26 protein-coding genes and 2 tRNA genes are annotated in these 26,806 nt (G+C 52.6%); 20 read left to right on the forward strand and 8 right to left on the reverse strand.

What is annotated here, in order from left to right:
• Positions 1-153: 153 nt before the first annotated feature.
• From AN477_RS02665 to AN477_RS02700, 8 genes are all read left to right on the forward strand, one after another.
• Positions 154-4,719, forward strand: coding sequence for a glutamate synthase-related protein (locus AN477_RS02665; RefSeq protein WP_054967734.1), 4,566 nt, complete (start codon positions 154-156; stop codon positions 4,717-4,719).
• Between the two features lie 380 nt (positions 4,720-5,099).
• Positions 5,100-6,071, forward strand: a complete 972-nt coding sequence (argF, locus tag AN477_RS02670) for an ornithine carbamoyltransferase (protein WP_211265943.1) — start codon at positions 5,100-5,102, stop codon at positions 6,069-6,071.
• A complete protein-coding gene (locus tag AN477_RS02675; protein ID WP_083485889.1) occupies positions 6,068-7,339 on the forward strand; it encodes an argininosuccinate synthase in 1,272 nt (423 codons plus the stop codon). The genes argF and AN477_RS02675 overlap by 4 nt, the downstream gene beginning before the upstream one ends.
• Positions 7,336-8,712: an argininosuccinate lyase gene (argH, locus tag AN477_RS02680; protein ID WP_054967627.1), complete on the forward strand. Its 1,377-nt coding sequence runs from the start codon at positions 7,336-7,338 to the stop codon at positions 8,710-8,712. The genes AN477_RS02675 and argH overlap by 4 nt, the downstream gene beginning before the upstream one ends.
• A 188-nt stretch (positions 8,713-8,900) precedes the next feature.
• Positions 8,901-10,118, forward strand: a complete 1,218-nt coding sequence (locus AN477_RS02685) for an aspartate kinase (RefSeq protein WP_054967628.1) — start codon at positions 8,901-8,903, stop codon at positions 10,116-10,118.
• A 166-nt stretch (positions 10,119-10,284) separates the two neighbouring features.
• Positions 10,285-10,378 (forward strand) — tRNA-Ser (locus tag AN477_RS02690).
• Position 10,379: 1 nt separating this feature from the next.
• A tRNA-Met gene (locus AN477_RS02695) sits at positions 10,380-10,456 on the forward strand.
• A 227-nt stretch (positions 10,457-10,683) separates the two neighbouring features.
• Positions 10,684-11,322, forward strand: a complete 639-nt coding sequence (locus AN477_RS02700; protein WP_054967736.1) for a DedA family protein — start codon at positions 10,684-10,686, stop codon at positions 11,320-11,322.
• A gap of 24 nt (positions 11,323-11,346) precedes the next feature.
• On the opposite strand, the gene AN477_RS02705 is transcribed toward AN477_RS02700, so the two are convergent.
• The 3 genes from AN477_RS02705 to AN477_RS02715 form a co-directional block, all read right to left on the reverse strand.
• On the reverse strand, positions 11,347-11,706 hold the full coding sequence (locus AN477_RS02705; protein WP_245631690.1) for a DUF1292 domain-containing protein: 360 nt from the start codon (positions 11,704-11,706) through the stop codon (positions 11,347-11,349).
• 93 nt (positions 11,707-11,799) lie between these two features.
• Positions 11,800-12,174, reverse strand: a complete 375-nt coding sequence (locus AN477_RS02710) for a YlbF/YmcA family competence regulator (protein WP_054967630.1) — start codon at positions 12,172-12,174, stop codon at positions 11,800-11,802.
• Positions 12,175-12,206: 32 nt separating this feature from the next.
• A complete protein-coding gene (locus AN477_RS02715; RefSeq protein ID WP_054967631.1) occupies positions 12,207-12,416 on the reverse strand; it encodes a hypothetical protein in 210 nt (69 codons plus the stop codon).
• 276 nt (positions 12,417-12,692) lie between these two features.
• Between AN477_RS02715 and AN477_RS25635 the strand changes: the two genes are divergently transcribed.
• Positions 12,693-12,815: a hypothetical protein gene (locus AN477_RS25635; RefSeq protein ID WP_281176303.1), complete on the forward strand. Its 123-nt coding sequence runs from the start codon at positions 12,693-12,695 to the stop codon at positions 12,813-12,815.
• A gap of 83 nt (positions 12,816-12,898) precedes the next feature.
• The gene (locus AN477_RS02720) at positions 12,899-13,336 is read left to right on the forward strand and encodes a hypothetical protein (RefSeq protein WP_054967632.1); all 438 of its coding nucleotides are present in this window, start codon (positions 12,899-12,901) and stop codon (positions 13,334-13,336) included.
• Positions 13,337-13,501: 165 nt separating this feature from the next.
• Here AN477_RS02720 and AN477_RS02725 read toward each other — a convergent pair whose 3' ends face one another.
• Positions 13,502-13,768, reverse strand: coding sequence for a DUF3055 domain-containing protein (locus AN477_RS02725; RefSeq protein ID WP_342668533.1), 267 nt, complete (start codon positions 13,766-13,768; stop codon positions 13,502-13,504).
• Positions 13,769-13,844: 76 nt separating this feature from the next.
• Positions 13,845-14,327 (reverse strand): IDEAL domain-containing protein, encoded by a 483-nt coding sequence (locus AN477_RS02730; RefSeq protein ID WP_054967634.1) that lies wholly within the window; start codon positions 14,325-14,327, stop codon positions 13,845-13,847.
• Between the two features lie 390 nt (positions 14,328-14,717).
• On the opposite strand from AN477_RS02730, the gene AN477_RS02735 reads away from it, so the two are divergent.
• Both AN477_RS02735 and AN477_RS02740 read left to right on the forward strand, forming a co-directional pair.
• Positions 14,718-15,185: a cysteine hydrolase family protein gene (locus tag AN477_RS02735; protein WP_054967635.1), complete on the forward strand. Its 468-nt coding sequence runs from the start codon at positions 14,718-14,720 to the stop codon at positions 15,183-15,185.
• 62 nt (positions 15,186-15,247) lie between these two features.
• Positions 15,248-15,457 carry a hypothetical protein gene (locus AN477_RS02740; protein WP_054967636.1) on the forward strand — a complete coding sequence of 70 codons (210 nt, stop codon included), beginning with the start codon at positions 15,248-15,250 and terminating at the stop codon, positions 15,455-15,457.
• Positions 15,458-15,505: 48 nt separating this feature from the next.
• Here AN477_RS02740 and AN477_RS02745 read toward each other — a convergent pair whose 3' ends face one another.
• Positions 15,506-16,258, reverse strand: a complete 753-nt coding sequence (locus AN477_RS02745; RefSeq protein ID WP_054967637.1) for a YgaP family membrane protein — start codon at positions 16,256-16,258, stop codon at positions 15,506-15,508.
• A gap of 246 nt (positions 16,259-16,504) precedes the next feature.
• Between AN477_RS02745 and clpP the strand changes: the two genes are divergently transcribed.
• The 7 genes from clpP (at position 16,505) to AN477_RS02780 (ending at position 23,305) form a co-directional block, all read left to right on the forward strand.
• On the forward strand, positions 16,505-17,086 hold the full coding sequence (gene clpP, locus AN477_RS02750; RefSeq protein WP_054967638.1) for an ATP-dependent Clp endopeptidase proteolytic subunit ClpP: 582 nt from the start codon (positions 16,505-16,507) through the stop codon (positions 17,084-17,086).
• The gene (locus tag AN477_RS02755) at positions 17,067-18,341 is read left to right on the forward strand and encodes an SAM-dependent methyltransferase (RefSeq protein WP_054967639.1); all 1,275 of its coding nucleotides are present in this window, start codon (positions 17,067-17,069) and stop codon (positions 18,339-18,341) included. Before clpP ends, AN477_RS02755 begins: the two co-directional genes overlap by 20 nt.
• Positions 18,342-18,669: 328 nt before the next feature.
• Positions 18,670-19,737: a type I glyceraldehyde-3-phosphate dehydrogenase gene (gap, locus tag AN477_RS02760; protein ID WP_054967640.1), complete on the forward strand. Its 1,068-nt coding sequence runs from the start codon at positions 18,670-18,672 to the stop codon at positions 19,735-19,737.
• A 140-nt stretch (positions 19,738-19,877) separates the two neighbouring features.
• Positions 19,878-21,029, forward strand: a complete 1,152-nt coding sequence (locus AN477_RS02765) for a cysteine desulfurase family protein (RefSeq protein ID WP_054967641.1) — start codon at positions 19,878-19,880, stop codon at positions 21,027-21,029.
• Positions 21,026-22,234, forward strand: coding sequence for a tRNA uracil 4-sulfurtransferase ThiI (thiI, locus tag AN477_RS02770; RefSeq protein WP_054967642.1), 1,209 nt, complete (start codon positions 21,026-21,028; stop codon positions 22,232-22,234). The genes AN477_RS02765 and thiI overlap by 4 nt, the downstream gene beginning before the upstream one ends.
• A 43-nt stretch (positions 22,235-22,277) precedes the next feature.
• Positions 22,278-22,517: a hypothetical protein gene (locus AN477_RS02775; protein ID WP_054967643.1), complete on the forward strand. Its 240-nt coding sequence runs from the start codon at positions 22,278-22,280 to the stop codon at positions 22,515-22,517.
• A 143-nt stretch (positions 22,518-22,660) separates the two neighbouring features.
• Positions 22,661-23,305, forward strand: a complete 645-nt coding sequence (locus AN477_RS02780) for an RsfA family transcriptional regulator (protein WP_245631691.1) — start codon at positions 22,661-22,663, stop codon at positions 23,303-23,305.
• A gap of 104 nt (positions 23,306-23,409) precedes the next feature.
• On the opposite strand, the gene AN477_RS02785 is transcribed toward AN477_RS02780, so the two are convergent.
• Positions 23,410-24,597 (reverse strand): trans-sulfuration enzyme family protein, encoded by a 1,188-nt coding sequence (locus tag AN477_RS02785; protein ID WP_054967644.1) that lies wholly within the window; start codon positions 24,595-24,597, stop codon positions 23,410-23,412.
• 197 nt (positions 24,598-24,794) lie between these two features.
• Between AN477_RS02785 and AN477_RS02790 the strand changes: the two genes are divergently transcribed.
• A complete protein-coding gene (locus AN477_RS02790; protein WP_054967645.1) occupies positions 24,795-26,039 on the forward strand; it encodes a Ger(x)C family spore germination protein in 1,245 nt (414 codons plus the stop codon).
• Between the two features lie 33 nt (positions 26,040-26,072).
• On the opposite strand, the gene AN477_RS25180 is transcribed toward AN477_RS02790, so the two are convergent.
• A complete protein-coding gene (locus AN477_RS25180) occupies positions 26,073-26,618 on the reverse strand; it encodes a hypothetical protein (protein ID WP_054967646.1) in 546 nt (181 codons plus the stop codon).
• Positions 26,619-26,806: the final 188 nt, after the last annotated feature.

The following is a 26,806-nucleotide window of genomic DNA, read 5'->3' on the forward strand; positions in this document are numbered from 1 at the left end:
GGTTCGTAGCATTATGAGTGATGTTATATCACATGTTGTATTTATATTCAACATGTCGTATATTCTTTCTAAAATTAATTTGTTTCGGTCGATCACGCAACACACCTCACTTATTGAAAGGAAGTGACGTAGTTGGATTTGAACGCGTTCACCATGCTTATGGACCGTGAACAAGACGCTTGTGGAATCTTTTCATGTGTTCACAGACAAGGAATTGCGAGTCACAAACCGATTCGGATGGGGGTTGACGCGCTCAAAGCTATGAAGCACCGCGCCGGCTACGTTGCGGAGGAAGGCGATGGGTGCGGACTGATGCTGGATATCCCGCGTGGATTGTGGGCTGATTGGCTCAATGAAGCAGGGATTGATGCGAGTGTTGTCCGTAATGACACATTTGCCGTCGTTCACGTACTGCACGACAGTCGTCAGTCAGAGTTCACCGCACAAACGCTCGCTCGCCGTCTTGAAGAGGCTTCGGCGAACGTTCTCCTTGTGCGACAAGGGGAGACCTTCAACGGTGCGCTTGGCCCGTCGGCTAGTCGCGAGAAACCTGTGTTTTACCAAGCAGCTTTTGAGGCAGGCTCCAAAAACCTGATGCAGGTGAAACGTTTCCTTGAACAAACGCCTGGGGTTCACGTTGCCTCCTGCAGCACAGATATCGTCGTTTATAAGGTTGTGGGCGATGGGGATACGCTGATTGCGTACTACGGGGATTTGCAAAACCCGCGCTTTGAGAGCTGTTTCGTTATGGCTCACACCCGGTATTCAACCAATACACAGACAACCTTTTCTCGTGTCCAACCCTTTGCAACGCTCGGTCATAACGGGGAAATCAATACGATTGCACGGTTCTATTCCGAAGCTGGGATGGCAGGAATGACCCTGAATCCGGACTCCAGTGACTCACAGATGGTCAGTGAAGTCGTCGAATCCCTGACGGAAGAGCGTGGGTGGACATTGTTCGAAACTGCGGAAATGTTGTTTCCGCCGATTGTCAACGAGATCAAACAGATGCAGTCGGACCTGGCTGATTTATACATGTTCTACCGTGCCATGTGGGGACCGTTCTCGCAGGGGCCGGCGGCGGTAATGATGCGTGCGGGGAAAGAGGCTGTGTTTGCCGTCGATGCCCTCGGCCTCCGTCCGATGTGGCTCATCAAGACGCCTGAGTTTTACTGTTTCTCGTCAGAACAAGGTATCGTTCCGCCAAACACTTGGGCGGCAGATCCGCAGCCGCTTGCCCCTGGTGAGAAAATTGGCATCCAGATGGCCGAAGGCGGTGTGCGGCTTCTCAGCTACCCACAGCTCCAGCGTGAGGTTTTGAGCCGTGCGAAGAAGCGGTATTCACTGACAGGTGAACGACGTACCATTCATTTTGCAGGGTCCTATGAAGAGAGGGACGTAGCATCGCCGTATTGGAATCAAAAACGGAGCGCAATGGTCCGGGCAGCGGCCTTTGGGTGGCGCGAGGATGACGTAAAGCAGCTCGAGGCAGAAGTGAACACAGGCGCAGAGCCGATTCGCTCGATTGGGTATGACGGCCCAATGGCCGCACTCGATACAGGACTGACGTTGTTGTCGGATTACCTCCAAGAGACGGTTGCCGTAGTCACCAACCCGGCGATTGACAGAGAACGTGAGATTGAACACTTCAGTACGCGTATGATTGTCGGCAAGCGTCCGTCGATGGACGGTGTTTATCACGATGCGCCTCGACTCGAACTCCAGTCACCGCTTTTGTTTGACTGGCTCCCTGAGTCCCTTGATGTCCCGCGTGAGGCGATTCAGACTTTGGCCAATCGCTATGGCACGATGACCTATGAAGAAGCGCTTGCAGGACTGCACACAACGCCGAACGGCACGGCAGAGATTCTGATTCATCGTCAGAAAGGGGAATCCACTGAGGCAGCTCTGTCACGTCTACGCAGAATTGCAGTAGAAGCCGTACAAGCGGGTGCTCATGCCATCGTGCTCGATGACCGTCTGCAGTTCTCACGCGGAATGCACCTCGATCCGTTTCTGGCACTGGCTGCGGTTCACAAAGCTCTGCAGCGCTCGCCCGGTAAGGACTGTGGTGCTGAACACCTGCGGCGCAGAACGAGCATTATTGTCCGCAGTGCAGGCATTCGCAACCTTCACGACATCATGGTTGCCGTGGGGCTTGGTGCTGAGGGGGTTGTGCCGTATCTGATGTGGGAGTTGGCTGCCGAAAAAGCGGGTGTCACCGGTGTCGAGAACATGTACGCCGCACTCTGCAAGGGAATTGAAAAAGTCATCTCTACCATCGGCATTCATGAGTTGCGCGGGTATGAGCGATTGTTCTCCGCCATCGGACTTTCAAAGGAAGTAGCTGACGTTCTCGGCGTGCCTTGTTTCTACGGCTCTGAGCGCTCCGGGTGTACGTTGGAAATTCTGGACCAAAACGCCATCCGTCGTCAGGAGTTGTACGACGAAGCAGATGAGCGGGCAGCGATGAAACTGCGCGTGTTTCAAATCTATCCGCGCATTTGGAAAGCGGCCGGGGCAGTCGCAGAAGGCGGTATCTCCTATCACGAATATTACGAACGACTGGCCTCGTTCGAACAGGATAACCCCGTCAATCTGAAACACTTGCTCGGCATTAAGCTTCCAGAGAAATCCGATGTACAGCCCGAGAATGTGGATACGACGATTGACGGTCATAGCTATCCCATTCTCATCAGCTCGATGTCATTCGGGTCACAAGGCGAAACAGCCTATCGTGCGTATGCAGAAGCTGCTTATCGGATGAACATTGTCGCAATGAACGGTGAGGGCGGCGAAATTAAGGACATTTTGAATACCTACCCCAAGAACCGCGGACGTCAAGTCGCATCGGGACGGTTTGGCGTCAACGCGGAGCTCTGCAACGGGGCATATGTACTAGAAATCAAGATTGGTCAGGGTGCCAAGCCTGGAGAAGGCGGTCACTTGCCAGGGTCCAAGGTGACTGAACTGGTGGCGAACGCTCGCAATGCGGCACCAGGGATTGACCTGATTTCACCATCGAACAATCACGACATTTATTCCATTGAAGACTTGGCGCAAGTGATCTACGAACTGCGTGCAGTGAACCCCACAGCCCGCATCGCGGTTAAGGTGCCGGTCGTACCGAACATCGGGACCATCGCTATTGGCATTGTCAAAGCCGGTGCAGATATTGTCGAACTCAGCGGCTTCGACGGAGGCACAGGTGCCGCAAGAGCACACGCCCTGCGGCGTGTCGGGTTGCCTGTCGAGATTGGCATTCACAAAGTCCACACGGCGCTATCGGAGGCGGGCATTCGTCATCTCGCCGAAATCTGGGCGGATGGCGGCATGAAATCCGGCGTAGATGCGATGAAGGCCATCCTGCTTGGGGCCAATCGAGTTGGATTCGGGACAATGGCCATGGTTGCACTCGGGTGCACAATCTGTCGCGCGTGTCACAAGGATACATGCCACGTAGGGATTGCGACGCAGATGACCACGATGGAGGAGGCTGCCGAGAAGGGTGTGGCCAAATTCACGCCGCGGGAGTTCGACACAGCGGTTGAGAACTTACAGCGCTTCTTCACAGCGGTTGGGGAGCACATTCGTGAGCTCACTGCCTTACTGGGTGCAGTCAGAACGCAGGACCTTGTCGGTCGACGTGATCTCTTGGAACAGTTGTCTGGCCACGACCGAATCGATTTGTCGAGCATCGTGCATTTTGATGAGCAGTACTCTGGGTCTGGTACGCATGTTGAGTATCGAGAGTCGGCGTTTGCTTCAGGCATCATAGTCGAAGCCGAGGTGAGCAGTCTCTCGCGGGCAGTTGGTGAAAACAGTATCGCAGGTCCTTCGAGTTTGACACCCTGGAAAACCGCACGTGGCAGCCGTTTCACAGCACCCATGGCTCCTCTGAAAGCGGGAAAACCTGGCGATATCCCATCGATTCGGCCGGTTGAGCGTGTCGTTGGGACCTGGCAGAGCGGCGAACTGGCAAGGAGTGGCGCCAAGGCGGATGCACGAGAGGTGCTGGAACACCCCGATGTCGCAGGTGCAGGGTTCGCTGCGTATCACCTTCAGGGGCAGTACACTGTTGCACACGGCGGGGCTCAGGATGGAACAGCAAAATGTTCGATTGGCGGCCGCGTTGTGGTCCTAAAAACCCGCGGAGCAAACGGCAATTGGGTCGGTGGTTCCGTTGGCAAGGGCCTTGCTTATGGAGCGCAGCACGGGCTCATCATTGTTCAGGGAAACGCAGACGCCAGGGCGGGAATTCGCCTTTCCGGAGCGGACTTGGTCATCGGCGGACAGGTCAAGGCTCCGCTTGACGATACGCTCGGTTGGGTTGGTGCAAGGAGTAATCTCAAAGGGTTTGCCTTTGAGTACATGACAGCAGGTCGAGCGGTTGTCCTTGGAGACCCAGGGCCGTGGATGTGTTCTGGAATGACAGGCGGCAGCGTATACGTTCGCTATGCACCTTCACTCGGTTTAACGGAGCAAGCGCTTCGCAAGCGGATTGCAAAAGGTGCCAAGGTCAGACTCAGTATCCTGGATGCACAGGGCGAACTCGATGTGACAGACTTGTTGTGGGCGTATCACCGCGAATTGCGGCAAAGCGGACAGAACGATGCGGCCCAGGAGATCGTTCCATTGCTGAAAAACCCAAGCGAGCATTTCCGAATGATCCGTCCGTCGTCCGGTCAGACCGACCAAGATATCGCGACTGAGTAACTCCTCATATCGCAACGGAGTAGATCCGCGACGATCCGTTTGGTTTGAGAGCGCGCCACATTGGCGCGCTCTCTCTGTCTCTGGATTTTGATTCACTCTGTTGGCTCTGCCAAAAGAACGCTCAATTCGCCGAGCGTTGAGGATTCATACCATTTGTCCACATTGCCTGTCCTTCTGCCCGTAAAAATCAATCAAGTCTATTCTTGATATTCATACGCGTGTATGTATAATAATACATAGCAGCGTCCCGTGAGTCACGTTGCACACTGAGTAACGGGAGGGGTCAAGAGTTGAGCATTCACGTAATGAGTCAAAGAGTCAAGAACATGGTTCCTCCGCTCGGCAAGGGTTATTTGTCCGTTCGCTTGCAGACAGCCTTAATGAAAGCACACAGCCTTTTGCATGGGCGTGACTTGCTGGATTTTAGTGACTATAGCTCAGAAGAATTAACTGCGTTGATAGAACTCTCTGTTGTCTTGAAAGAGGCGCAGAAAACGGGCTTTACGCATCATTTGCTGGCGGGCAAGACTCTGGCGATGGTCTTCGAGAAAGCCTCAACTCGCACGCGGGTGTCTTTTGAAGTCGGCATGGTCCAACTCGGCGGACACGGCTTGTTCATGAGCAGTGGCACGACGCAAATGGGGCGCGGAGAACCGATTTCCGACACGGCGCAAGTGTTGTCTCGTTACGTGGATGGCATCATGATCCGCACGTTCGCGCATGACACGGTAAAAGAACTTGCCGAACACGCCGAGGTGCCGGTTATCAACGGATTGACGGATGAACATCATCCTTGTCAGCTGCTCGCAGATGCACTGACAATTCTTGAGCACAAGGGTCATTTAGAGGGCGTAACGGTCGCGTATATCGGGGACGGAAACAATATGGCACACTCGTGGCTGCAAATTGCACCAAAACTCGGTATGAACATTCGAATTGCCAGCCCCACCGGATTCCTGCCGGATCAGGCGATTGTGGAAGCGGCGAAGCGCGAAGCGATGGCCAATCACACTGAGCTCTTGATTACGACCGATCCGCTCCGTGCTGTAGATGGCGCAGATGTCCTGACTACGGACGTGTGGGCCAGCATGGGGGAAGAGAGCGAGGCAGAAGAACGAAAGCTTTTGTTCCAGGACTATCAAGTCAATCAAACTTTAGCCGGACTTGCGGCGAAGGACTATTTATTCTTGCACTGCCTCCCGGCACATCGCGGAGAAGAAGTGACGGCCGAGATTATCGACGGGTCGCACTCTGTGGTATTTGATGAAGCGGAGAACCGTCTGCATACACAAAAGGCCGTTTTGGCCGCTCTAATGGCAGATTCAGACGCATTTGGGGAGGGGCTCGCGTGAGTCAGAAACTCGTATTGGCCTATTCCGGAGGACTGGATACCTCCGTTGCAATCGCTTGGTTAAGAGAGACGTTCGGTTACGAGGTTATCGCCATGTGCGTGGATGTGGGCGAAGGTCAGGACCTGGACTTTGTCCAAAAGAAGGCGCTGGCCGTTGGGGCAACAAAGTCGTACCGCATGGACGCCGTTGGTCGCTTTGCAAAGGAATTCATTCGACCGGCACTGTTGGCAAACGCTCTCTATGAAGGCAAGTATCCGCTGGCGTCGGCGCTGTCGCGACCGCTCATTTCGCAGCTATTGGTCGAGGTTGCGGCCAAGGAAGGCGCTGTGGCGGTTGCGCACGGTTGTACTGGCAAGGGCAATGATCAGGTTCGCTTTGAGGTCTCCGTTAAGTCCCTCAACCCGGACCTCAAAGTGGTGGCACCGGTGCGTGAATGGAGTTGGACACGCGATCAGGAAATTGAATACGCGAAACAAAATGGTATCCCGATTCCCATCACGCAGGCCAGCCCGTACAGTATCGATGCCAACCTGTGGGGACGTGCAATCGAGTGCGGTATGCTGGAAGACCCGTGGGTAGAGGCACCTGCGGACGCTTTTCAGTGGACGAGTGACCCTGAGGCAGCTCCCGACGAGCCTGAGTACATCGAGATCACCTTTGATGAAGGTGTCCCTGTTGCCGTGAATGGTCACGTCATGCAGTTTCATGAACTGATTGGAGAACTGAATAGAATTGCCGGCAAGCATGGGGTTGGCCGGATTGATCACGTGGAGAATCGACTGGTTGGCATTAAGTCTCGTGAACTGTACGAGTCTCCCGCAGGAATCGTCCTGGTAAGCGCACATAAGGAACTCGAGGGATTGACTCTGACGCGAGAAGTAGCACAGTTTAAAGCCGGTATCGAGCTTGAGTACAGTAAACTCATTTATAATGGGTTGTGGTTCTCTCCGCTGAAACAAGCGCTCGACGCTTTCGTTTGCGAGACGCAAAAACATGTCACCGGCGATGTGCGTGTAAAACTTTATAAAGGGCACTTTCAAGTGGTTGGTCGGAAGTCAGCCTATTCGCTGTATCGCCACGACCTGGCAACATACTCGACCGGCGACTCCTTCAACCACAACGACGCGGTTGGGTTTATTTCCTTGTGGGGTCTTCCAACCACTGTTTACGCCGAAGTACAGAAACAGACTGGCCCAAAAGAAGGGCCAGTATCTGCAACTTCTTTTTCCGATGTCACCGCACACGTCCTTGAGGAGGTCAACAGTTGAAGCTTTGGGGTGGCCGCTTTACACAAGAATTAAATCAACTTGCACTTGAATACACAGCATCAATTGGGTTTGATCATCGTCTGTTTCCGTTCGATGTGGAAGGGAGCATGGCACACGCACGGATGCTTGCGCGAGTGGGCATCCTGACGCGTGAGGAGGCCGATCAGCTGATTTCCGGGCTGTCCGGCCTCAAGGCCGATTACGAAGCTGGCAGGCTCAGTTTTTCCATTGATGACGAGGACGTTCATATGAACGTGGAACGTCTGTTGCACGAGCGGGTCGGCGTGGTCGCAGGGAAACTGCACACAGCGCGCAGCCGCAATGATCAAGTGGCTCTTGACATGCATCTGTTTGTTAAGCAGGCGATTGCGCTTGTGGAGGAGGCCGTCCGAGACCTGCAAGGGGCCCTCGTGGAAACGGCACAACGCAATATCGATGTCATTGTGCCAGGATACACGCACCTGCAGCGCGCCCAGCCGATCCTGTTTTCACATCATCTTTTGGCCTACTTTTGGATGCTTGAACGGGACAAGGGTCGACTTCTAGACGCGATGAAACGTGCGGATTGGATGCCGCTTGGGGCTGGGGCTCTTGCGGGGACGACGTTTCCCATCGATCGGGATTTTGTGCGTGAACAGCTGGGATTTGCAGCCCTCTATGAAAACTCCCTCGATGCTGTATCTGACCGGGATTACGTAATTGAGTTCGTCAGTGCCTTGTCAACGCTGATGATGCACCTGTCCCGATTGTCTGAAGAGATCATCCTCTGGTCGAGCGAGGAATTTGGCTGGGTTGAGTTAGCGGATGCCTATTGCACCGGATCGAGTATGATGCCGCAGAAGAAGAACCCTGACGTGGCTGAGGTTGTACGAGGCAAGACAGGCCGCGTCTACGGACATCTGATGGGGCTGCTTACCATCCTTAAAGGGCTTCCACTCGCTTATAACAAGGATTTGCAGGAGGACAAGGAGGGCGTATTTGACGCTGTGGATACCGTATTGCCCGCACTGCGCCTGTTTGCGGGTATGATTCGGACCTTGTCGATGAAGCGGGAGCGTTTGTCCCATGCTTTCGATCACGATTTCTCGAACGCCACAGACCTGGCGGATTATCTCGCTGCAAAAGGCTTGCCCTTTCGGGACGCGCACGCAGTCGTCGGACGCTTGGTTCTAGAAGCCATCACCCGCGGAACAAACTTGGCTGGTCTTAGTCTTGACTTGTATAAGTCCGTCAATCCCTTGTTTGAAGAAGACATTTACACGAAACTCGAACCCGCTCACGTTGTGGAGGCAAGGCAGGCTCGCGGGGGAACGGCTTCGAGTGCAGTTGCCGTCCAACTGGAGCTTGCCAAGCAGCGCCTTGCCGGCACTTGAAACGAATCGATGAGCAGGACAACAGCCTGCAGGGGCATTGCCTCTGCAGGCTGTTTGGGATAGATTGACGTAGTGTGAGCTTGTCTTGCAAGGTAGAATAGACATGATAGAGAGAATCAGGCGTAGCTCGGGACCGAAAGAAAGAGAGTTGAGAGAGTCCCCATGACGCCATCCTGGGAGTGGAAACGTTGCTGATTGTTCAGAAGTACGGTGGTACGTCGGTTGGGACTGTTGAGCGAATTCAGGCCGTTGCTGACCGGGTCGCTGAGACTGTGGCAAACGGGTCATCTGTCGCCGTTGTCGTCTCTGCCATGGGGCACACCACAGATGAGTTGGTGGCATTGTCGAGTGCGCTGACCAGAGTGCCAAGTCCGCGTGAAATGGATGCCCTCCTGTCAACTGGGGAACAGATATCGGCCGCTTTATTGTCGATGGCTTTGGAAGTGCGTGGTGTCCGTGCCCGGTCGTTTACGGGGCGGCAGGCCGGAATCGAGACGGAGCCTGTGTTCGGCAGTGCACGCATTGCAACGATTCACACAGAAGCGTTGCAAACGGCACTTTCTGAAGGAGTCGTGCCTGTCATAACCGGTTTTCAGGGTTATGCCGGTGAAGACGTCACAACACTTGGACGCGGCGGCTCGGATACAACCGCAGTTGCTGTGGCTGCGATGCTTCATGCAGACGTTTGCGAAATTTATACGGATGTTACGGGGGTCTTCACCACAGATCCACGACTTGTCAAAACAGCGAGGAAGCTCTCTGAAGTCTCCTACGATGAAATGTTGGAATTAGCGAATCTCGGTGCGCAAGTCTTACACCCTCGCGCGGTCGAGAATGCGAAACGATATCAGGTGCCGCTTGTCGTCAAGAGCAGCTTTTCACAGGAGGAAGGGACCTACGTGACTGAGACTTCAAACTTAGAGCAGCAGAGTGTTGTTACGGGCATTGCATTTGAACGGGAAGTAGCTCGGGTGGCTTTGATCGGCGTGTCGCTGCAAAAACATGGGTTAGCGGCCGTTTTCGGCAAGCTTGCTCGGGAAGGGGTTAACGTCGATGTCATCGTTCAGAGTGTCGTGCAGACAGTGGACGCAGATGTATCCTTCACAGTGCGCGAGAGCGATGCGGACAAGACATTGTCGCTGACGCGTGCGATGCAGGAAGAGCTCAGCTTCCGCGATCTGGTCCTCGAAACCGGACTAGCAAAGGTGTCCATTGTGGGGGCAGGCATGATCAGCAATCCCGGTGTTGCTGCACGGATGTTTGAGGTGCTGGCAGGGAACGGGATCGAGATAAAGATGGTCAGTACCTCTGAAATCAAGGTCTCATGTATTATCGGCGAATCCGATATGGAAAAGGCAGTTTCTGTACTCCATACCGCATTCCTTGAGTCCAGTCCCGCTGTATAAACGCCCTTCCCCCAAGGGAATGGATGTGTGAGCGGGCCGGTGTGTGTGCATGCGCGGAACGAATTTCCTTTGCAGTTTGTCTCATTTATGTCTTGCAGGAGCGGTAATGTCGTGTTAATATAAGCGATGTCGCTGTCTAGGCGAGGACAAGCGCAAAGGAGCTTTTGGAGAGATGTCCGAGTTGGCCGAAGGAGCACGATTGGAAATCGTGTAGGCGGTTTAAACCCGTCTCGAGGGTTCGAATCCCTCTCTCTCCGCCATGGCGGTGTAGCTCAGCTGGTCAGAGCACACGGTTCATACCCGTGGAGTCAGTGGTTCGAATCCACTCACCGCCACCATATCCGAACAGTCAGGGTTTACCTTGGCTGTTCTTTTTGTATCTGCGTACAAGGCCCCCTCTCAGTACCTCTATTTCGTACATCCCGACTTGGACATTCGCGGTGATTCGGCTGTGTTGGAAATGATGGTAGATAGGGACCGCCTTCAGAGTGTAGAGTAGAGATAGCTAGTGGGTGGACACTCGCAATCTTTGAACCAGGCGCCCAACGATGAAGGGAACGATGAAATGAATTTAGATATCCACTTTTGGTTGCAGCACTACGGGTATATCGGCGTGTTCTTTATTCTGATGAGTGAAGTAATCGGGATTCCATTCCCAGCCGAGACTACCCTGACCCTGACGGGAATTGCCTGGAGCGCCGGGCAGTTATCGTTGCTGCCCCTCGTGATTATGGCCTCGCTTGGCAACATTGTAGGTTCAACAATTGGCTATCTTGTAGGCAAATACCTCGGTCGCTTGGTGATTTTACGGGTAGGAAGGTTTGTTGGAATTACGGAGAAGCGGCTTGACGCAGCTGAAGTACAGTTTGGGAAGTATCAGTACGGCATTCTCGTCGTGGGCAAGTTCATCGCGGGGATTCGCGTGTTGATCCCTTATCTGGCCGGGATTAATGAAATGCCGTTTGTGCGGTTTACAGTCATTAACAGTATCAGTGCTGTCCTCTGGGTGTTCACATTCATCGTCCTTGGCAAGTATATTGGGCAGTTGTGGAAGAAGTTTCACCCAATTATTCTGCATTACCTGACACCGTCGATCATCATTTTGTGCATCCTTGTTGGGCTGTACGTTTGGTGGAGGGTGTATCGGCATCGGAGAGAGAAGTTGAAGGACAGTGAGGACCGAAATTCGAATCAATCGATGTAGTCAAAATGAAGAAGACGAGGTGGATTACTCCTCCTCGTCTTCGTCTTCCAGCTCATCCATGTAAGTGTTGTAGGCATCGACAACTTTTTGCCACTCTTCGTCAGTGTCGATGTCCGCGAGCACCATTTGGTCTCCGTCTTCACCGTCGATCCGGAAGATAACACCCTCTTCAAGCTCGTCATCAATTGGGAGCAAAATTGCGTAATCCTGCTCTTCAACGGTAATGACGTCGCCGAGAACAAACCGGTGTTCCTGGCCGTCCTCATCTTCCAGAACTATGACTTCCTCATCAAACTCGTCGTCATGATGATGGTCGTGGTCATGATCGTGATCCGCCATAATAACCCTTCTTTCTGCCACTGGCAACAATAACTTGTCCAACATAGCATGTCCTGCCAGACCTGTCAATGTGCCAAACAGACTGCCAGTTGCTGCTAATCAAATCTACAGACGCCCGGTCTGCAGCGGCCCCGGGCCTCAAACCCGGTTGCCATCGTCATCCTCTTCAACGCGTGCCAGCACCGCCTGAGCGAGACGGCTTGTCACTTGCTGGAGCAGGTCATTGACCTCTTGTTGGGACTGTTGAAAGGAGACGACTTCCGGTATCTTTTCCAGTTCGCCCATAATTGATTCAGAGTTGTGAAGTAAATGTATATAGTGCTTTGGTGGAACCTTTCGAGCCTGGAAATCTCCAATTTGCTCCTGAAGAAGCCTGAGTTCAGCCATTAACTGAGTCGCTCTTACGTGCGCCTTCAGGTTTCGTTCTGCTTCATGAAACGCAATGATTTCGGGCGATTGCATGATGAGTGACGCAAGTTCGTCTGTTTCGGCCCAAAGTTCGCCTTGATTCAAGGATACCAGCCTCCAAGATCATGAAGAAAGGGTCAGTTATGACCCTTTCTGTGGTGTAGTTCGTTGTATTGGCGATATGCGTCCGTTGGGCGGTTTTCAATTCTGTCTCCAATGACAGCGAGGATGATGCCTGCCACCGCAAGTATCGCCAACATGACATAAGACTTGGCAACTAGCCCAATGGCGACCAAGACAAATAAAAGTCCGAATAGTACATAGCGTATACCGAGTGTCCGGTTCACGGGTCGTTGCTCCTCTCTATGATTTGAGAATCATGCATGGTGCTTAATGCACCCCTCAATGCATCTTGCTTAATGGATCATTCTTACTGCATCTTCCTTACTGCATCTTCCTTAATCGATCCTGCTTAATGAATGATGCTTAGTTGTATTATACTTGAATATCAATCGTGCAGAAAGGTCATCGTTCGTGACTGTTTCGTGACGCTCCTTGACCCGCCAAGTTCGATGGATTAATCTGTTCATAGGACCTTAGTTTGCTGAAAGGGGGGCGCGCAAATGACTAATGGACTCATTGGAATGGCTGTTGCGGCAATTGGTGTTATTTGGATGTTGATGACCTGCGCGTCAGAAACAAAAGAGAATTTTGACCGAGCCCTTGCAAAAGAAATAGACGAATAATGTCTGATACAAGGTCCTGATTGTGAACAGCAGGGGAATCCCTGCTGTTTTTCTATGCACTTGATGATGGGAGGCTGTGCAAGGTGGAATTCTCAGATCTGAATATTCGCTTTCGAGGCACTACACCATTCGTCTTTTACTTCGAAAATGTACATCTATTGCTGTTGACGTATGAGCGGGACGACGCAAAGTTTTTGTTTCGAATCGCGTCCCAATCCGGGACTGATGTCACACTCGATTACCCCGGGGAGACGTTCGTCGAGCGTGTTCTTGACACATTGTCCAAGGTCTTTTTCGTGCAGGTTCAAGAAGGTGAGGAGGCCGAAGCAGAGGAGTATGTGCTCGGGAGCTACTTTGAGTTAAACGGCAAGCTCTATGCGGCTTACTATCAGCGTGAAAAGGTGGACGGTGAGGTGGTGCTGTTCAGGCTTGAAGGAGATACACCGGATTACCTGCTCGAGCCGCTGGAAGGCGATGAATACCAGCGAACTGCTTCATATTTCCTCGAAAATTATGTGTAAAGCAACAGGCAGAGAATTCGTATGTTATCATATGCGAACACAGCAGCCCTGAAGCGGGGATGAAATGGCCCCAAACCAGGCACGTCAAACTGCCTGTGAAAAATTCAAAAGCCAACAACGCAGGCACCCGGACACGGATGCCTGCTGTCATGGTCTTTGGAGCGCTTACAGGTTCGATGTCAAAAACTCGGATAACTCTTCAGCTTCATCTTCACGGCTAATCTGGAAGGCGTGCATCAGATAAGCCACGTCAGCTGCTTCATCATCGTTGAGGATCGCCGTTCGTCCGGTTTGGATGACTGTGACCAGCTTCTTACCGTAAAAGTGTGCGGTTGTCGTGATGGCGACATCGAAGCGGCTGTGATTACCGGCGTATCCAACATAACGGGTTGACGTGTTTTCTGTGTCATCATAAAGAATCCAGTCGTCCATCATTTACCCTCCGAACGAAACAAGATGGTCAACCGCAGTCTGACCTTGTGCCGCTATTGTACCACGATGCACCCGGCTAAATTTGAAATCGACGAGATTTAACCACGGGCTGGTTTTGCTCGCTTTGTAAGCGGTTCAATTCGTTGGTTGCTCTAATGAATAGTTCCTTATCCCGGGCCGAGAGGGCTTCATCAATCTGTTGCCGCAGCCGTTCTTTTTCATTATCTCGTTTCTGTACCTCACGCAGAAGTTCGGTGACTTCTGATGGAACAGGCAAGTCAGGGAGGTTCACAAACAGGTACAGCACATCCTGTCGATTGAAAAAACTCCTCAACCGACTCAGGATCTCGTCCGGCTTACTGACTTTCTGAACAGACCCGGCGGCCGGAATACGTGCAATCATGCCGTGACGTCCGATAATCAAAAGGGGAACGTTTTCCAAAACAATATGAGTCAGCTCGACCTGCTGGTGTCGCGCTGCAAGAAAGTCAAGAATGCTGTCCGCACCCTGTGGAAGGATTTTGGTCTTGAGTAGGAGTAGTTCTTCTTTTGCAATCATGAATACCCCTCCTTACCAAGGAAATAATAGGTATCAAAGATTCATCAAGCAAACCCTCATCAAAGGGTTTCATTCATGGCGTTCTGCATCATTCCAAGGCTTGTGTGTCGTTCCGATACTGAGGAGCACAACAGAGCCTGAATTTGTGTGTATCATCATCGTATGCAGAGAGACCATATCCTGTGAATTTTCGAAACCAAATGTGTTGCTTCACTGAGAATCAGGGATTCTACGTTGCTTCACTGAGAATCAGGGATTCTACTATGTATATATTTTATCAGAATCATGACTTCTATAGAAGCAGGAGTCGTTTGCCACTTCGGATGCCTTTTCATTTGGAAATACGGGTGGTACGATGAACCCGAAACGTTGCTGAAGGGATTGAGGTCTGTGAAGAAGGCTTTAGTCGTCCTTGATGTACAAAATGAGTTTCTCGGCAATACCCTGGACTACATCGCACCTTTATGTCAGCGGTACGTAAATTCGTCCGCAAACGAGTATGACGCTATTATTTTAACTCATTGGGTGTACAAGGAAGCAGAAGGAAAGAGTGAGCTCCTGGTCAGCCATCCATCCGCCGTCACGGTGGAGAAGCACGGCTATTCGGGTCTCACTGCAGAAACCAAAGCAGTGTTTGACGAGCGTGGGATTGAGCAGGTCCACATTGCGGGCGTTGATTCTGAAGGCGCTGTTCTTGCCACGATGTTCGCCTGCTTTGATGCCGGGTATCAAGTCCAGATTCTCGAACGGCTGGTCGCATCTTATCACGGCCGCAACTGGGAATCGATGACCATCGCCAGACACATCTTAGGGCCGGAAAACGTTGTGAATATTGGTGGTGATCGCGTTTACGTGTAAGGTCTAACAGCTTTGAAAACCGCCTCCCCGAGCATACTACGTGCACGGGGAGGCGGTGCTGTATGGATAACTGGGTGTATTTTGCGGGCCTTTACGGTTCTAAGTTTGAAGCGTACTGCGCCGTGATGTGGATTGAGGCAGACGAACGAATTCGCGGTACGACTCAACCCACTGAGGTCCAGGTGTATCAGACCAGACACGGGAAGTTTGGCGTACGCTTTCGAAAGGCAGAGGACCACACGCTGTCACAATCCGTCCGAACGACGTACTAAGTCACGCCAAATGTGACCCGGGTCACAGACTGACCGCGGGTCAAATATTTACTGAAACGACGTGTTCATTGCAGCGACCACCTCGTCGCGCTCGGACTTGTTTCGTGAGTCAGCCATCCGGTTCCAAGACTCCAACTGTGGGCCTTGGTGACCGGATGGTTCTTTTTGCTGGTAGTCTCCTTCGTTCGGTTGCGACCGAGTGGTTCCGTCCAATGGGCGCTGAGATGACAGATGCCGACCGGAATTCTCCTTGGTCTGATCAGAACCTTGGTGATGTATTGAAGCAAGGCTGCCGTTTACCTGACGATGTTCGTGCTGTTGGCCGTGGTGCTGAGCAGATATTTCATCCGCTGGTCCGTGATGGCTGTCATCTATTTTGGAATGCTTCATCTCACGGTTTGTGTTGGACTTCGTCGTCTGGTTGTTCCGATTGCTGATGTTGTTCTCGTTTTGGGATTCAACAACGCCGCGAGTGTCCTTTATCCCGAACAGTTCCATGACGGGACACCAGCCGAGAATGCCCTCGGTCACTTTCATGGCCCCAAGTGCCATCAGGGCCCGACTACCGAGACTCGAATTGCGGCTTGAGACAGAGCTGCCGATGAGAAAGAGTCCGCTCGCTAGTCGGATGTAGCGGTCAAGCTTACCGATGTTCGGCTGCCACTCGGCTGAGGAGGTATGTGCCGTTTTCTGGTTCAAGCTTCTATGCTGCGATGTAGATGATTCGCCCGTGATTTCAGCGGTTCCTGTCATTTCAGCGTGCCCTGTTATTGCAGCGTTCCCTGTCATTGCAGCATTCAAGGAAAAAACTCCTTTCTGATGGTCCATACTGGTGTTGGAAACACTTCCGCTCGGTTTTGTTGATTACAAGTTTTCCAGACATAGTATGTCCGAGCATCAGGTGACTATGTTGGTTCATACCTTCTCGTCTACGGGTTGAGTTGTGTTTGACCTTTCTTGACTAATTGATGTTTGTGCATCATACTAGGGACGTACAAAATACTGATTGCTCGGACAGTCACGGTCCGTGCCAAGGAGGAACTTCGAATGGGCTTGATTCCGTATGTTGTTGAACAAACCAGCCGTGGAGAACGCAGTTACGACATATATTCCCGGCTGCTCAAGGACCGCATTATTTTTCTCGGCAGCGCAATTGACGATGAAGTGGCCAATGCTGTCGTTGCCCAGATGTTGTTCTTGGCAGCGGAAGATCCAGATAAGGATATCCAGATGTACATCAACAGCCCTGGTGGGTCTGTTTCAGCTGGACTAGCCATTTATGACACCATGCAACACATTAAGCCTGCGGTTTCGACCATCTGTGTGGGATTGGCGGCCAGCATGGGGGCAGTGCTGTTAACCGCTGGTGAAGCTGGCAAACGTTTCGCTCTGCCAAACTCAGAAATCATGATTCATCAACCGCTCGGTGGAGCCCGTGGGCAAGCATCTGACATTCAAATCCATGCAGAACACATCCTAAAGACCAGACAACGGCTCAACAAGATTTTGAGCGACCGATCCGGTAAGCCCCTCGAACAGGTGGAAAAGGACACCGACCGTGACCGGTTTATGTCCGCGGAAGAAGCCAAGGCTTACGGGCTGATAGACGATGTCATCGTTCGGAAGTAAGAAAGACAACGACGATACCGAGGTCAATCGGATTTGGGACAGGTTACGTGCCGCAGGGAATGAGCGGGGATGGATATCGTTTGGTAAATATATGGACCTTGCTCTTTATGGCCCGGAGGGATATTACCAACGGGTCGTCCGCTTAGGCGGAGCAGGGTCCGATTTTTACACTGCAGCTCAGTTTCCGCTCTTCGGCATGACAATCGGACGATACATAAGTCAGCGATGGCAAGAGCGGGCTATGCCGGATGATGTGTTGCACATTGTCGAACTGGGACCGGGCCAGGGAGAATTGGCCTATCAAGTATGCTCCTACCTGATTCACGAGCAGATTGTCCATGGACCCATTCAGTACACGTTCGTTGAACGATCAAAATACCTTTCTTGTGCACAGCGTGAAAAGGTACATCCGCTTCGGGAGCGCATTCAATTTGGCTGGATCGATCCAACCGAGGCCGCTTCTTCTGAGGGGTTCAAGTCCCCTGAAGGGTTCAGCATATCTGGGGAGATTGTCACAGGACGTCGGCACGCCTTCGTCATCTCAAATGAACTTCTTGATGCCCTTCCCGTCGAACGTATACGTCGGACAAAGGACGGTTTTCTACAGTCTTACATCCGGGTTAAGGATGGGGAGAACGAACTTCTGGAATCGTTCCTGAAGGCGGACGAGCCTCTGGTATCATTGGCAGAATGTTACGCGCCGGTGCCGGAGGGACAGGCAGCGGAGATTTGTCTTCAGTATCCGGATATCTTTCAATTTTGTGCGTCCTTGGCCGACGAGGTCGATGGTCTCTTCTTTGATTATGGGACGTACAGGGATGAGTGGGCGGCTGGGATTCGACCGTCAGGAACCCTGCGGGCGTACCGCAACCATCAGTTGGTCGACCCCCTCAGCCAACCCGGGTTTGCCGATTTAACGGCTGACGTCAATTGGGACCTGGCTGCAGACGCAGCGCGTAAAGCCGGATTTACGGTCAGGGAAATCTCTGGTCAGGGCTCTTTTCTCATGAAAAACGGGATCATGGACGTCGCGGCCAAGCTCGTTGCAAATCCTCAGTTGGCGCCAATTCCATCGTCTGGCCAGCATCCCTCGGATGTTCCTTCCGAACGGCACAATCCTGGTGCAAACACGTTGTCTGCCACGGCAGTTGTTTCAGGAGCCATTAAGCAGTTGGTGTTGCCAGGGGGCATGGGGGATAGATTTTCCGCTTTCGTGTTTGTGAAACAAAGAGGGGATGGAGAACAGCTGTGCTAAGGCGACTGGCAATAGTCTGTTTGATTGCTGGACTTGTATTTTTACTTTTGGGATTAGGCTGGATGGCAAAGTCACACATGTAAAAAACCTGGATAGGACTGTCGCGGGACTCTGATACAGAGACTTGCGACAGTTTTTTTGCGATCGGTTGGCGACCCCACCGTTTATCTCACACGTTTGTCGACAAATGTGACATACTATAAATTGAAAAACGGATATTTCGTATGGATCATTTAAAGCAAATTATGTACTATATAGATCGGGAATCAGAACGTCGTGAAACACCGTTATGCGACAAGGACAGAAGAGAAAAGGGGCGTTCAGACGGATGGCAGTGAAGGTGGCAATCAACGGATTTGGCCGTATTGGTCGGATGGTGTATCGAAGAGCCCTGGAAGTTGGCGACATTGATGTTGTGGCTGTAAATGGGACTGCAGACGTCGAGACGTGCCTGCACCTGTTAAAATATGATTCCATCCATGGGACATGGCGGGTGCCAATGAAGAGCCTGCCGGATGGTTTCGAAGTGGCAGGCCAACAAACGCGTTATTTCTCAACCAGAGATCCTGCAAATTTGCCTTGGGGTGACCTGGATGTTGATGTGGTTATAGAGGCGACTGGGAAGTTCCGTACCCGGGAGACCATGCAAGTTCACATGAATCAGGGCGCCAAACGGGTTGTCCTTACTGCGCCGGCAAAGACAGCGGCGGATGCGGATGTCACACTGGTAATGGGCGTCAATGAACATATGTACAATCCTTCTCTGCATCGGATCATCTCTGCTGCGTCATGCACAACCAATTGTCTCGCGCCTGTTGTCAAAGTTTTGCATGAGACGTTTGGGATCAACCACGGACTGATGACGACGGTTCATTCCTTTACAAATGATCAGAACAGTCTCGACAACCCGCACAAGGACCTGCGCCGTGCAAGAGCCTGTGGAGAATCACTGATTCCGACGAGCACCGGTGCAGCCAAGGCGATGGGCCTGGTGTTGCCGGATTTGGCAGGCAAACTCAACGGAGTGTCCATCCGGGTCCCGACGCCGAACGTATCCATGGTCGATCTGGTCGCTGAACTATCACAACCTGTCACCGCAGATGCAGTCAATTTGGCTCTGTTTGAGGCAGCGAACGGGCCGATGTACGGAACACTTGGTTACACAGAGGAGCCCCTGGTGTCTGTCGACTTTTACGGCGACAGTCACTCCGCTGTGGTGGACGGATTGTCGACTATGGTGATTTCGGAACAGACGGTGAAGGTGCTCGCCTGGTATGATAACGAATGGGGATACTCTTGCCGCGTGGTCGATATTGCCCGGTTGATTGGCGGCGTTGCCGCTGACAGCGAGGGCACTGTTCAGGAGTTCTATCCAAAAGTTCAGTCGATGGCCTGAACACCCTGATTGATTTTTACAATTTACAAAGGTCCGTTGACATTTGCACGCTGAGGTTCTCGGCGTGCATTTTTTCGTAGACTTCTGTACGCTAAGAGGCGACAGTTTGTCTATTTCGCAGCAGCAAAGGAGTCGTATTCGTGGAGATCTATTTAGACAACGCTGCGACAACACCCATCTTGCCGGCGGTGCGCGAGGCTCTGCTTGAGGTCCTCGACATCTATGGAAACCCGTCTTCCTTGCATGGACAAGGCGTAAAAGCACAGAAAGTGCTCGAGGGTGCACGCAGTGAAGCTTTAAAAGCACTTGGTGTGCGGACTGGGAAAGTGGTCTTTACCGGCGGCGGCACTGAGGCGAATAACCTGGCCATATTCGGAGCTGTCTCTCGACATGAACGTCGTGGGCGGCATTTGATAACCACGTCAGTCGAACACCCATCGGTTCTTGAGGCATTTCGGAGTCTAGAACGCCACGGATGGAATGTTACCTACATTGCACCAGCGCAAGACGGGAGTGTGTTGGCAGCGGACGTGCTGTCTGCTGTGACCCCCGAAACGGTGCTCGTGAGCGTGATGCACGTGAACAATGAGACTGGCGCAATGATGCCCATTGAAGAGATTGCAGACGGACTCAAGGTGTTTCCGAAAACACTTTTTCATGTGGATGGAATACAGGGCTTTGGCAAGGTTCGTGTCAACCTTCAATCCCATGCTATTCATATGTATTCCATGTCAGGTCACAAACTTGGGGCCCCAAAAGGTGTCGGTGGTTTGTATGTTCGACAAGGGCTGGACATTCACCCGGTCTTGTACGGGGGCGGTCAAGAGTACGGACTTCGTTCTGGCACGGAGAACGTGCCTGGCATCCATGCATTTGCGACGGCGGTAAGGTTGGCCGCAGAGAGCATGGACGAGGAGAGCCGGCGCGTTTCGGGCCTCCGAACCCTGCTTCGGGATGCACTGACTCAAGATCCGCGGTGTGTAGTGCACAATCCGTCCCAAGTCTCACCTTATATCCTGAGTGTTTCATATCCCGGTCTGAAAGGCGAGGTCCTCGTTCATGCGCTCGAACGGGAGGGTGTGTACGTGTCCACCGGATCGGCATGCTCAACAAAGGGAGGACGTATTGCCGCGAGTCACGTGATGCAGGCTATGGAATTATCGGATGTTGAGATAACGGGTACTTTGCGGTTGTCCTTAGCACGGTGGACGACCGAAGAAGAGGTCTTGGAAGCCGTGAAAATTATCCGCCAACAGGTGGACTGGCTGTACGATGTGGGAGGCATGAAATGATGATTGAGCACGTGGTTATCCGTTATGGGGAAATCAGCCTGAAGGGAAAGAATCGCCACGAATTCGAACAACGGCTGTTCAATAACCTCAAACGTAGCGTTTCAGATATGCCAGAGGTACGCTTGCAGCGAACCGGAGGGCGCTTTATAGCCAGTCTTGGCGGGGCTGATGTGGAACGAGTGATGGAGCGGTTTTCAAATGTTTTCGGCGTGTTCTCGCAAAGTCCTGTCGAAGTTACGGCATTGTCTGTAGATGAGATGGTCGAAGCGGCAAAGCGGGTCATTCAGGAGGAACAAGGTGAACATCCCGCCAGGACGTTTAAGATTGAAGTGAAGCGGGCAAACAAGCGTTTTCCTCTTGACTCGCTGCAACTGGCGGCGGAAGTTGGGGGTCGCGTCCTCGAAGACATGCCTTCTCTGACTGTGGATGTCCATCATCCGGATACGACCGTGTTTATCGAGGTGCGGGAGAATGAAGCGTACGTGTTTGGAAGACGGGTGCCTGCCGTGGGCGGACTTCCTGTGGGTACGGCAGGGCGCGTTGGTTTGCTTCTGTCCGGCGGGATTGACAGCCCGGTAGCGGGGTGGCTCAGCCTGAAGCGCGGGGTGGACATTGAGGCGATCCACTTTCACAGCTTCCCATTCACAAGTCAGCGTGCGCTTGACAAGGTGGAGGACCTGGCGCAGATCCTGGCGAACTGGGCCGGCCGTGTGCGTCTGCATACCGTTCATTTTACCGATGTTCAGACAGAGATTCGCAAACACTGTCCGGATTCATTGGGGATTACTGTAATGCGGCGCATGATGTTGAGAATTGCGACAGAGATTGCGAAGCAGCGAAAACTGTTGGCACTTGTCACTGGAGAGAGTCTCGGGCAAGTGGCCAGTCAGACGTTGGAGAGCATCCGCACTATCAATTCGGTGACAAACGTACCTATCCTGCGACCCTTGATTGCTGAGGATAAAGTGGATATTATCCGGAGGGCCCGCCAGATTGGCACCTATGAAACGTCGATTCTCCCGTATGAGGATTGCTGCACCATCTTTGTCCCAAAGAGTCCTCGCACCCGGCCGAAACCGGAAGAAGCAGAGGCAGCCGAAGTGAACCTGGAGATTGACAGACTAGTCACAGAGGCGGTTGAACGAACGACGCAAAAGACTTTTGTCGCCAAGGAATTTATCGAAGCACCTGTTCTGCGAGTTTGATTCTGGCTGTATCTGAGCACCCTACGCGTGGAGGGTGGTTAAAATGAGGACGATCCGCTCGATGTACAGGCTTGTGCGTTTCATGCTGCTGATATACGGCACAGTCAATGCCATTTTAAAGAGCCGTGGGTTTGTCGTTGTCATGGCGCTGCTTCGAATGCTGATGCGCCGGCGCGTCCGCAGTGTGAGAAAGACTGCGGCATTGACATTTGTGGATGGTGGTGAGCCTGCAATCTACAGACGTCAAGGCTGGCGTAAGCTCACTTTGCAGCGCAGGGACTAAGGTCTATGTCGGAACAAAATTTTACAGAGTTGCCGATTTGATACTAGGCATGATATTCCTCTTGTGTTTAAAAACTCCTGAAATCGGAAATGATGATTAATAGTTTCTGATACACAGGATTGTTAAATGCAGGAGGACTCTATATGTCACAAACCTTAAGAACAATGAGACAGGACGCCTGGACAACGGAGGATGACTCCGCACTGGCAGAGGTTGTACTCAAACACATCCGCGACGGAAGTACACAGTTGGCGGGATTCAACGAAGCCAGTCGACGGCTGGGACGCACGGCAGCGGCGTGCGGATTTCGCTGGAATGCGTGCGTACGAAAGCAATACAGAAAACAAATAGAGCTTGCGAAGGAAGACCGTAAAGAGAAGAAGTCGCAAAAGATCCAGGCGCAGCTGGAAGGCGGCGACTATGATCACCCGACCGCAACGCTCATGAGTTGGGCACAGGTATTGCGATTCCTGCGTCAGGAGAAAAACACAGCACAGCAGTGGGCGTCCAGATGGCGTGCTGCTCAAAGAGAGAGCAACGAATGGAAATCAAAGTACGACCATCTGAACCGGGAGTCATCGCAGATGCGCGAGGAACTGCAACGGTTGCGTAAAGACTATGAGACAATGGCTGCGGATCACCGCGCGCTTGTGGATATCGTCGAGCGTGCACGGAAAGCCGCGTTCCTTGACGGAGACGACATGTCAGCAGGATTTATCTACCGGATCGACGAGTACGGGAACCTGGAGCGCGTGAATCCAGACGAACCACACCAGCAGGCGGAATGACTGCTGCGGTGAATGACTGCTCGCGGATTCTACACAAATTGTGTTTGGCAGCTTGCCACACTTACGACGAACGGCCTGAGAACTCTCAGGCCGTTATGTTCGTTTCAAAGAGAGGCACGGGAAAGTGCCTGACTGATATCCTCCCAAATCTCCGAAAACGGTTCAATGCCGACCGACATTCTGATTACGCCGTCCGTGATGCCTAGACGCAGTCGTTCTTCGCTGGTAAACGCCCGGTGAGAGGTGAGAGCTGGATGTGACAGTGTTGTGCGCACTCCGCCCAGGGAAGGGGCGAAATCGACGTGCTGGCAAGATGCGACGAAAGCATTTGCCGCCGGCTCACCACCCGCCAAGTCGAACGACACCATGGCTCCAAAGCCGCCTTGAAGGATCCGCTTCGCAACCTCATGCGTTTCGTGAGCATCGAGTCCTGGATAATAGACCTTGTGTACCGCCTGATGATTTTGCAATGCGCGTGCAAGCTGCATGGCGTTTTCACACTGTTGCCGGACACGGATGTGAAATGTTTCAAGTCCTCGTTCGGTCATCCACGCATCAAACGGAGATAAAACACCACCGAACGTTTCAACAAACTTGCGGACTTTCGCAATGACCTGTTGCGATCCGCTGACTGACCCACCGATGACGTCGCTGTGCCCGTTGAGGTATTTGGTTAAGCTGTTCACCACGAGGTCAGTCCCATAGCTGTACGGTTTCGTTAACGAAGGGGTCGCGAACGTGTTGTCGACCATCAAAAGACAGTCGTGGGCTTTGGCAAATCCGCTCACCGTCTCAAGGTCCGTCACCTGAAGCAAGGGATTTGCGACGGTCTCAGCGTAGATCATGCGCGTCGTCGGGCCATAGGCTGCTTCCAGCGATGCGGGGTCATTCACATCTGCGTAGGTGACTTCTACACCCCAAGGACGAAGAACCTGTTCGAAAAATGCATAGGTGCCTCCGTACAATACCTCTGTTGCAATCAGCGCGTCCCCAGGGTGTAAGAGCGCGAAACAACCTGCGGAGATAGCAGCCATCCCGGACGACGTCAGGACGGAGTCTTCAGTTGCCTCAAGGCGAGAGATGATTTTCTCGACCTGAGCGGTGTTGGGGTTGCCGTTTCTCCGATACACGTAGGCCGACGCTGGGTCGCTGTAATACGCCCTGACTTCGTCAAGGTTTGGGAATGTGTAGACCGAGCTCATGTAGAGTGGGGTGGTTTCAGGTCGAATTGCCGCTGAGGTATGCCTCGCAGGTTCCTGGTGGTGCAGGTCTTTGTCGGAACTGTTGGTCATTGAATCCGTCTCCTTCAAAATGAGTCAGGAGGACTTTATGAGGATAGCTCCCCGAGTCTCGGAGCGAGCTTCCGAACAAACTCCATTCCCGATGAACACATCCTACCACGAACCGACCTCCGTATCTGCTATATCTGCATTTATCCTCCAGAATCCGGAGAGACTACGCTGTGAATGTGTTCGGGAGGACTGGTGTGATGCGGTTTCACAGATGGCTGTTGTGCCTTTGGCTAGGATTAACACCACTCTTGTTATCTGGTTGCTATGATCGCAAGGAACTGGAGCAACAGGCATTTGTGACTGTGCTCGGTATTGACAAAGGACCTTCAGGGACGATTGATTGTACCTTTGAACTGGCAACGCCACAAAGTCCTGGCGGGGGCGGACCAGCGAGTACATCAACACAGTCAGGGAAGCGCGTGGCCGTGCGCGCTCACAGTATCGCGGAGGCATTGACCGTTGCGAATGCCAGTGTCGAACGTACTTTGTCGTTTACGCACCTGACATTGATCATGTTTGGACAGGCTCTGGCGCAGGACGATTTGGCCGGGCTGACCCAATCTCTGATTCGCTTTCGCGAATTTCGTGGAACGATTCTCCTCGCCGTGACAAAAGGCACTGCCCAGGGGACGATGACAGCATTTGAACCCGTCCTCGAGCAGTCGCCATCTCGAGCAGCAGAAAGCATCGCGTTGGTAGGGCAGCAAATCGGGATCATTCCACTGACGTATCTTCATGACTTCACGAGGCAATTGTCGACACAGCACACTGGGATGGTTGTCCCACTCTACGCTGTCAATGACAACGCGAAACAAGACCCGTCTGGAGAGCAACCGATTCCCGAGACTGCACACCCTCAGTTGAACGCAGGCTCCTTGCCGAGGACTGGCGGGAATCCCGTTGAGTGGAGCGGCGCAGCCGTTTTCCGCGGGGCTAAGATGGTCGATACCTTAAATGGGGAGCAAATGCGGGATGTGCTCTTGTTGCAGGGGAAAATCAAACGCACCTTGATTACATTTCACGATCCGGTAGACAAACAAGCATACATCGGCATGTCTGTTCATGCCGAGGAGGCACCCATTTATCAGGTGAGGTTGACAAAGCCTGTCCAAATTCAAGTTCAAGTACCGCTTGAAGCTGACATTCAGAACACACAAAGCGGGGTGGATTATACCAATCCAAGTATGCGGGCGCGGCTCGAAAAGGACGTCGATCAGCAACTCAACAGTGAGTTTAGCGCAGTACTAAAACAACTGTTAACGAAGGATGACGCAGACGTGATACCGGTCTCAAACCGCATCCGTTCCAAGTTCGCGACGCACCAAGCATTTGCCGCATATCCGTGGGAGCAGCAACTTACCAACGCGCAAATTTCCGTGAGCACAGACCTGCACATTCGCAGGTTTGGCATCCAAACGAGCCCGATCAAGCCGAACGCGTAACGATGGTGTCACGCGCCGAAGCAGCATAGTTACTCACCAATATCCGTACGGGGCAGGCGGTGCCGCGTGTAACCACGGTTGACCAGGGACCTGCTGCCCAGGGACCTGCTGACCAGGGACCTGCTGCCCAGGGACCTGCTGCCCAGGGACCTGCTGATACGGACGATAGGGGTTGGGCACGCCTGCAGCGGGTGGTTGTCCGGTAATGTAAGGTTGCTCTTTATTTGTATCATGTTTCTCTTTCGAGGGGCTTTCAAGCATGCCGGTTACGACCGGACCTATCGTCTGCATCAGGATTGGCCAAATGGGACTGTCGACCACTTTGGCCACAGATTTGATATCAAACGAGCTGTCTGTTTTCACCGTATCTCGAAAAGACTTAGAAATGGCAATGGCCATGCGTACGTACTCTTCAACACTAAGACCGAGCTGACTTGCTTCTCTCGCGATGCTCCGTTGCAACGTTTTAGGAACAAGGGTACGCCGATACTTTCGGGGCCGGCTTGCAGGTTTACCGTTCGACCGACTATGTGTGTGTTCCCGGGTTAAACGTCGGTTGGAACGGGCGAGCTTCGCCAATGTAATCCCTCCTTGTGAAACAATGCCGCGGACCCTGGGAATTTCCCGAGTCCGCCGCTATGCGAAACGCACGGCACTCTCCGTATCATCAGATGCACATACCCATGCCTGGTTGTAGTGCAAACGCCCGTAGTGTGCAGAGCCTTTTTTGGAGTCCAACTTCTTCAAACAGTTTGAGCCCCGGGTCG

This window comes from Paenalicyclobacillus ferrooxydans, assembly GCF_001399675.1.
Lineage (GTDB): Bacteria > Bacillota > Bacilli > Alicyclobacillales > Alicyclobacillaceae > Alicyclobacillus_B > Alicyclobacillus_B ferrooxydans.

What these genes read in the sequence shown, in the direction of transcription:
- AN477_RS02665 (WP_054967734.1), top strand. Translation starts at nt 154, where the DNA reads ATGCTTATGGACCGTGAACAAGACGCTTGTGGAATCTTTTCATGTGTT.
- argF (WP_211265943.1), top strand. Translation starts at nt 5,100, where the DNA reads ATGAAAGCACACAGCCTTTTGCATGGGCGTGACTTGCTGGATTTTAGT.
- AN477_RS02700 (WP_054967736.1), top strand. Translation starts at nt 10,684, where the DNA reads ATGAATTTAGATATCCACTTTTGGTTGCAGCACTACGGGTATATCGGC.
- AN477_RS02705 (WP_245631690.1), bottom strand. Translation starts at nt 11,706, where the DNA reads ATGTTGGACAAGTTATTGTTGCCAGTGGCAGAAAGAAGGGTTATTATG.
- AN477_RS25635 (WP_281176303.1), top strand. Translation starts at nt 12,693, where the DNA reads ATGACTAATGGACTCATTGGAATGGCTGTTGCGGCAATTGGTGTTATT.
- AN477_RS02725 (WP_342668533.1), bottom strand. Translation starts at nt 13,768, where the DNA reads ATGGACGACTGGATTCTTTATGATGACACAGAAAACACGTCAACCCGT.
- AN477_RS02730 (WP_054967634.1), bottom strand. Translation starts at nt 14,327, where the DNA reads ATGATTGCAAAAGAAGAACTACTCCTACTCAAGACCAAAATCCTTCCA.
- AN477_RS02740 (WP_054967636.1), top strand. Translation starts at nt 15,248, where the DNA reads ATGGATAACTGGGTGTATTTTGCGGGCCTTTACGGTTCTAAGTTTGAA.
- clpP (WP_054967638.1), top strand. Translation starts at nt 16,505, where the DNA reads ATGGGCTTGATTCCGTATGTTGTTGAACAAACCAGCCGTGGAGAACGC.
- AN477_RS02755 (WP_054967639.1), top strand. Translation starts at nt 17,067, where the DNA reads ATGTCATCGTTCGGAAGTAAGAAAGACAACGACGATACCGAGGTCAAT.
- gap (WP_054967640.1), top strand. Translation starts at nt 18,670, where the DNA reads ATGGCAGTGAAGGTGGCAATCAACGGATTTGGCCGTATTGGTCGGATG.
- thiI (WP_054967642.1), top strand. Translation starts at nt 21,026, where the DNA reads ATGATGATTGAGCACGTGGTTATCCGTTATGGGGAAATCAGCCTGAAG.
- AN477_RS02775 (WP_054967643.1), top strand. Translation starts at nt 22,278, where the DNA reads ATGAGGACGATCCGCTCGATGTACAGGCTTGTGCGTTTCATGCTGCTG.
- AN477_RS02780 (WP_245631691.1), top strand. Translation starts at nt 22,661, where the DNA reads ATGTCACAAACCTTAAGAACAATGAGACAGGACGCCTGGACAACGGAG.
- AN477_RS02785 (WP_054967644.1), bottom strand. Translation starts at nt 24,597, where the DNA reads ATGACCAACAGTTCCGACAAAGACCTGCACCACCAGGAACCTGCGAGG.
- AN477_RS02790 (WP_054967645.1), top strand. Translation starts at nt 24,795, where the DNA reads ATGCGGTTTCACAGATGGCTGTTGTGCCTTTGGCTAGGATTAACACCA.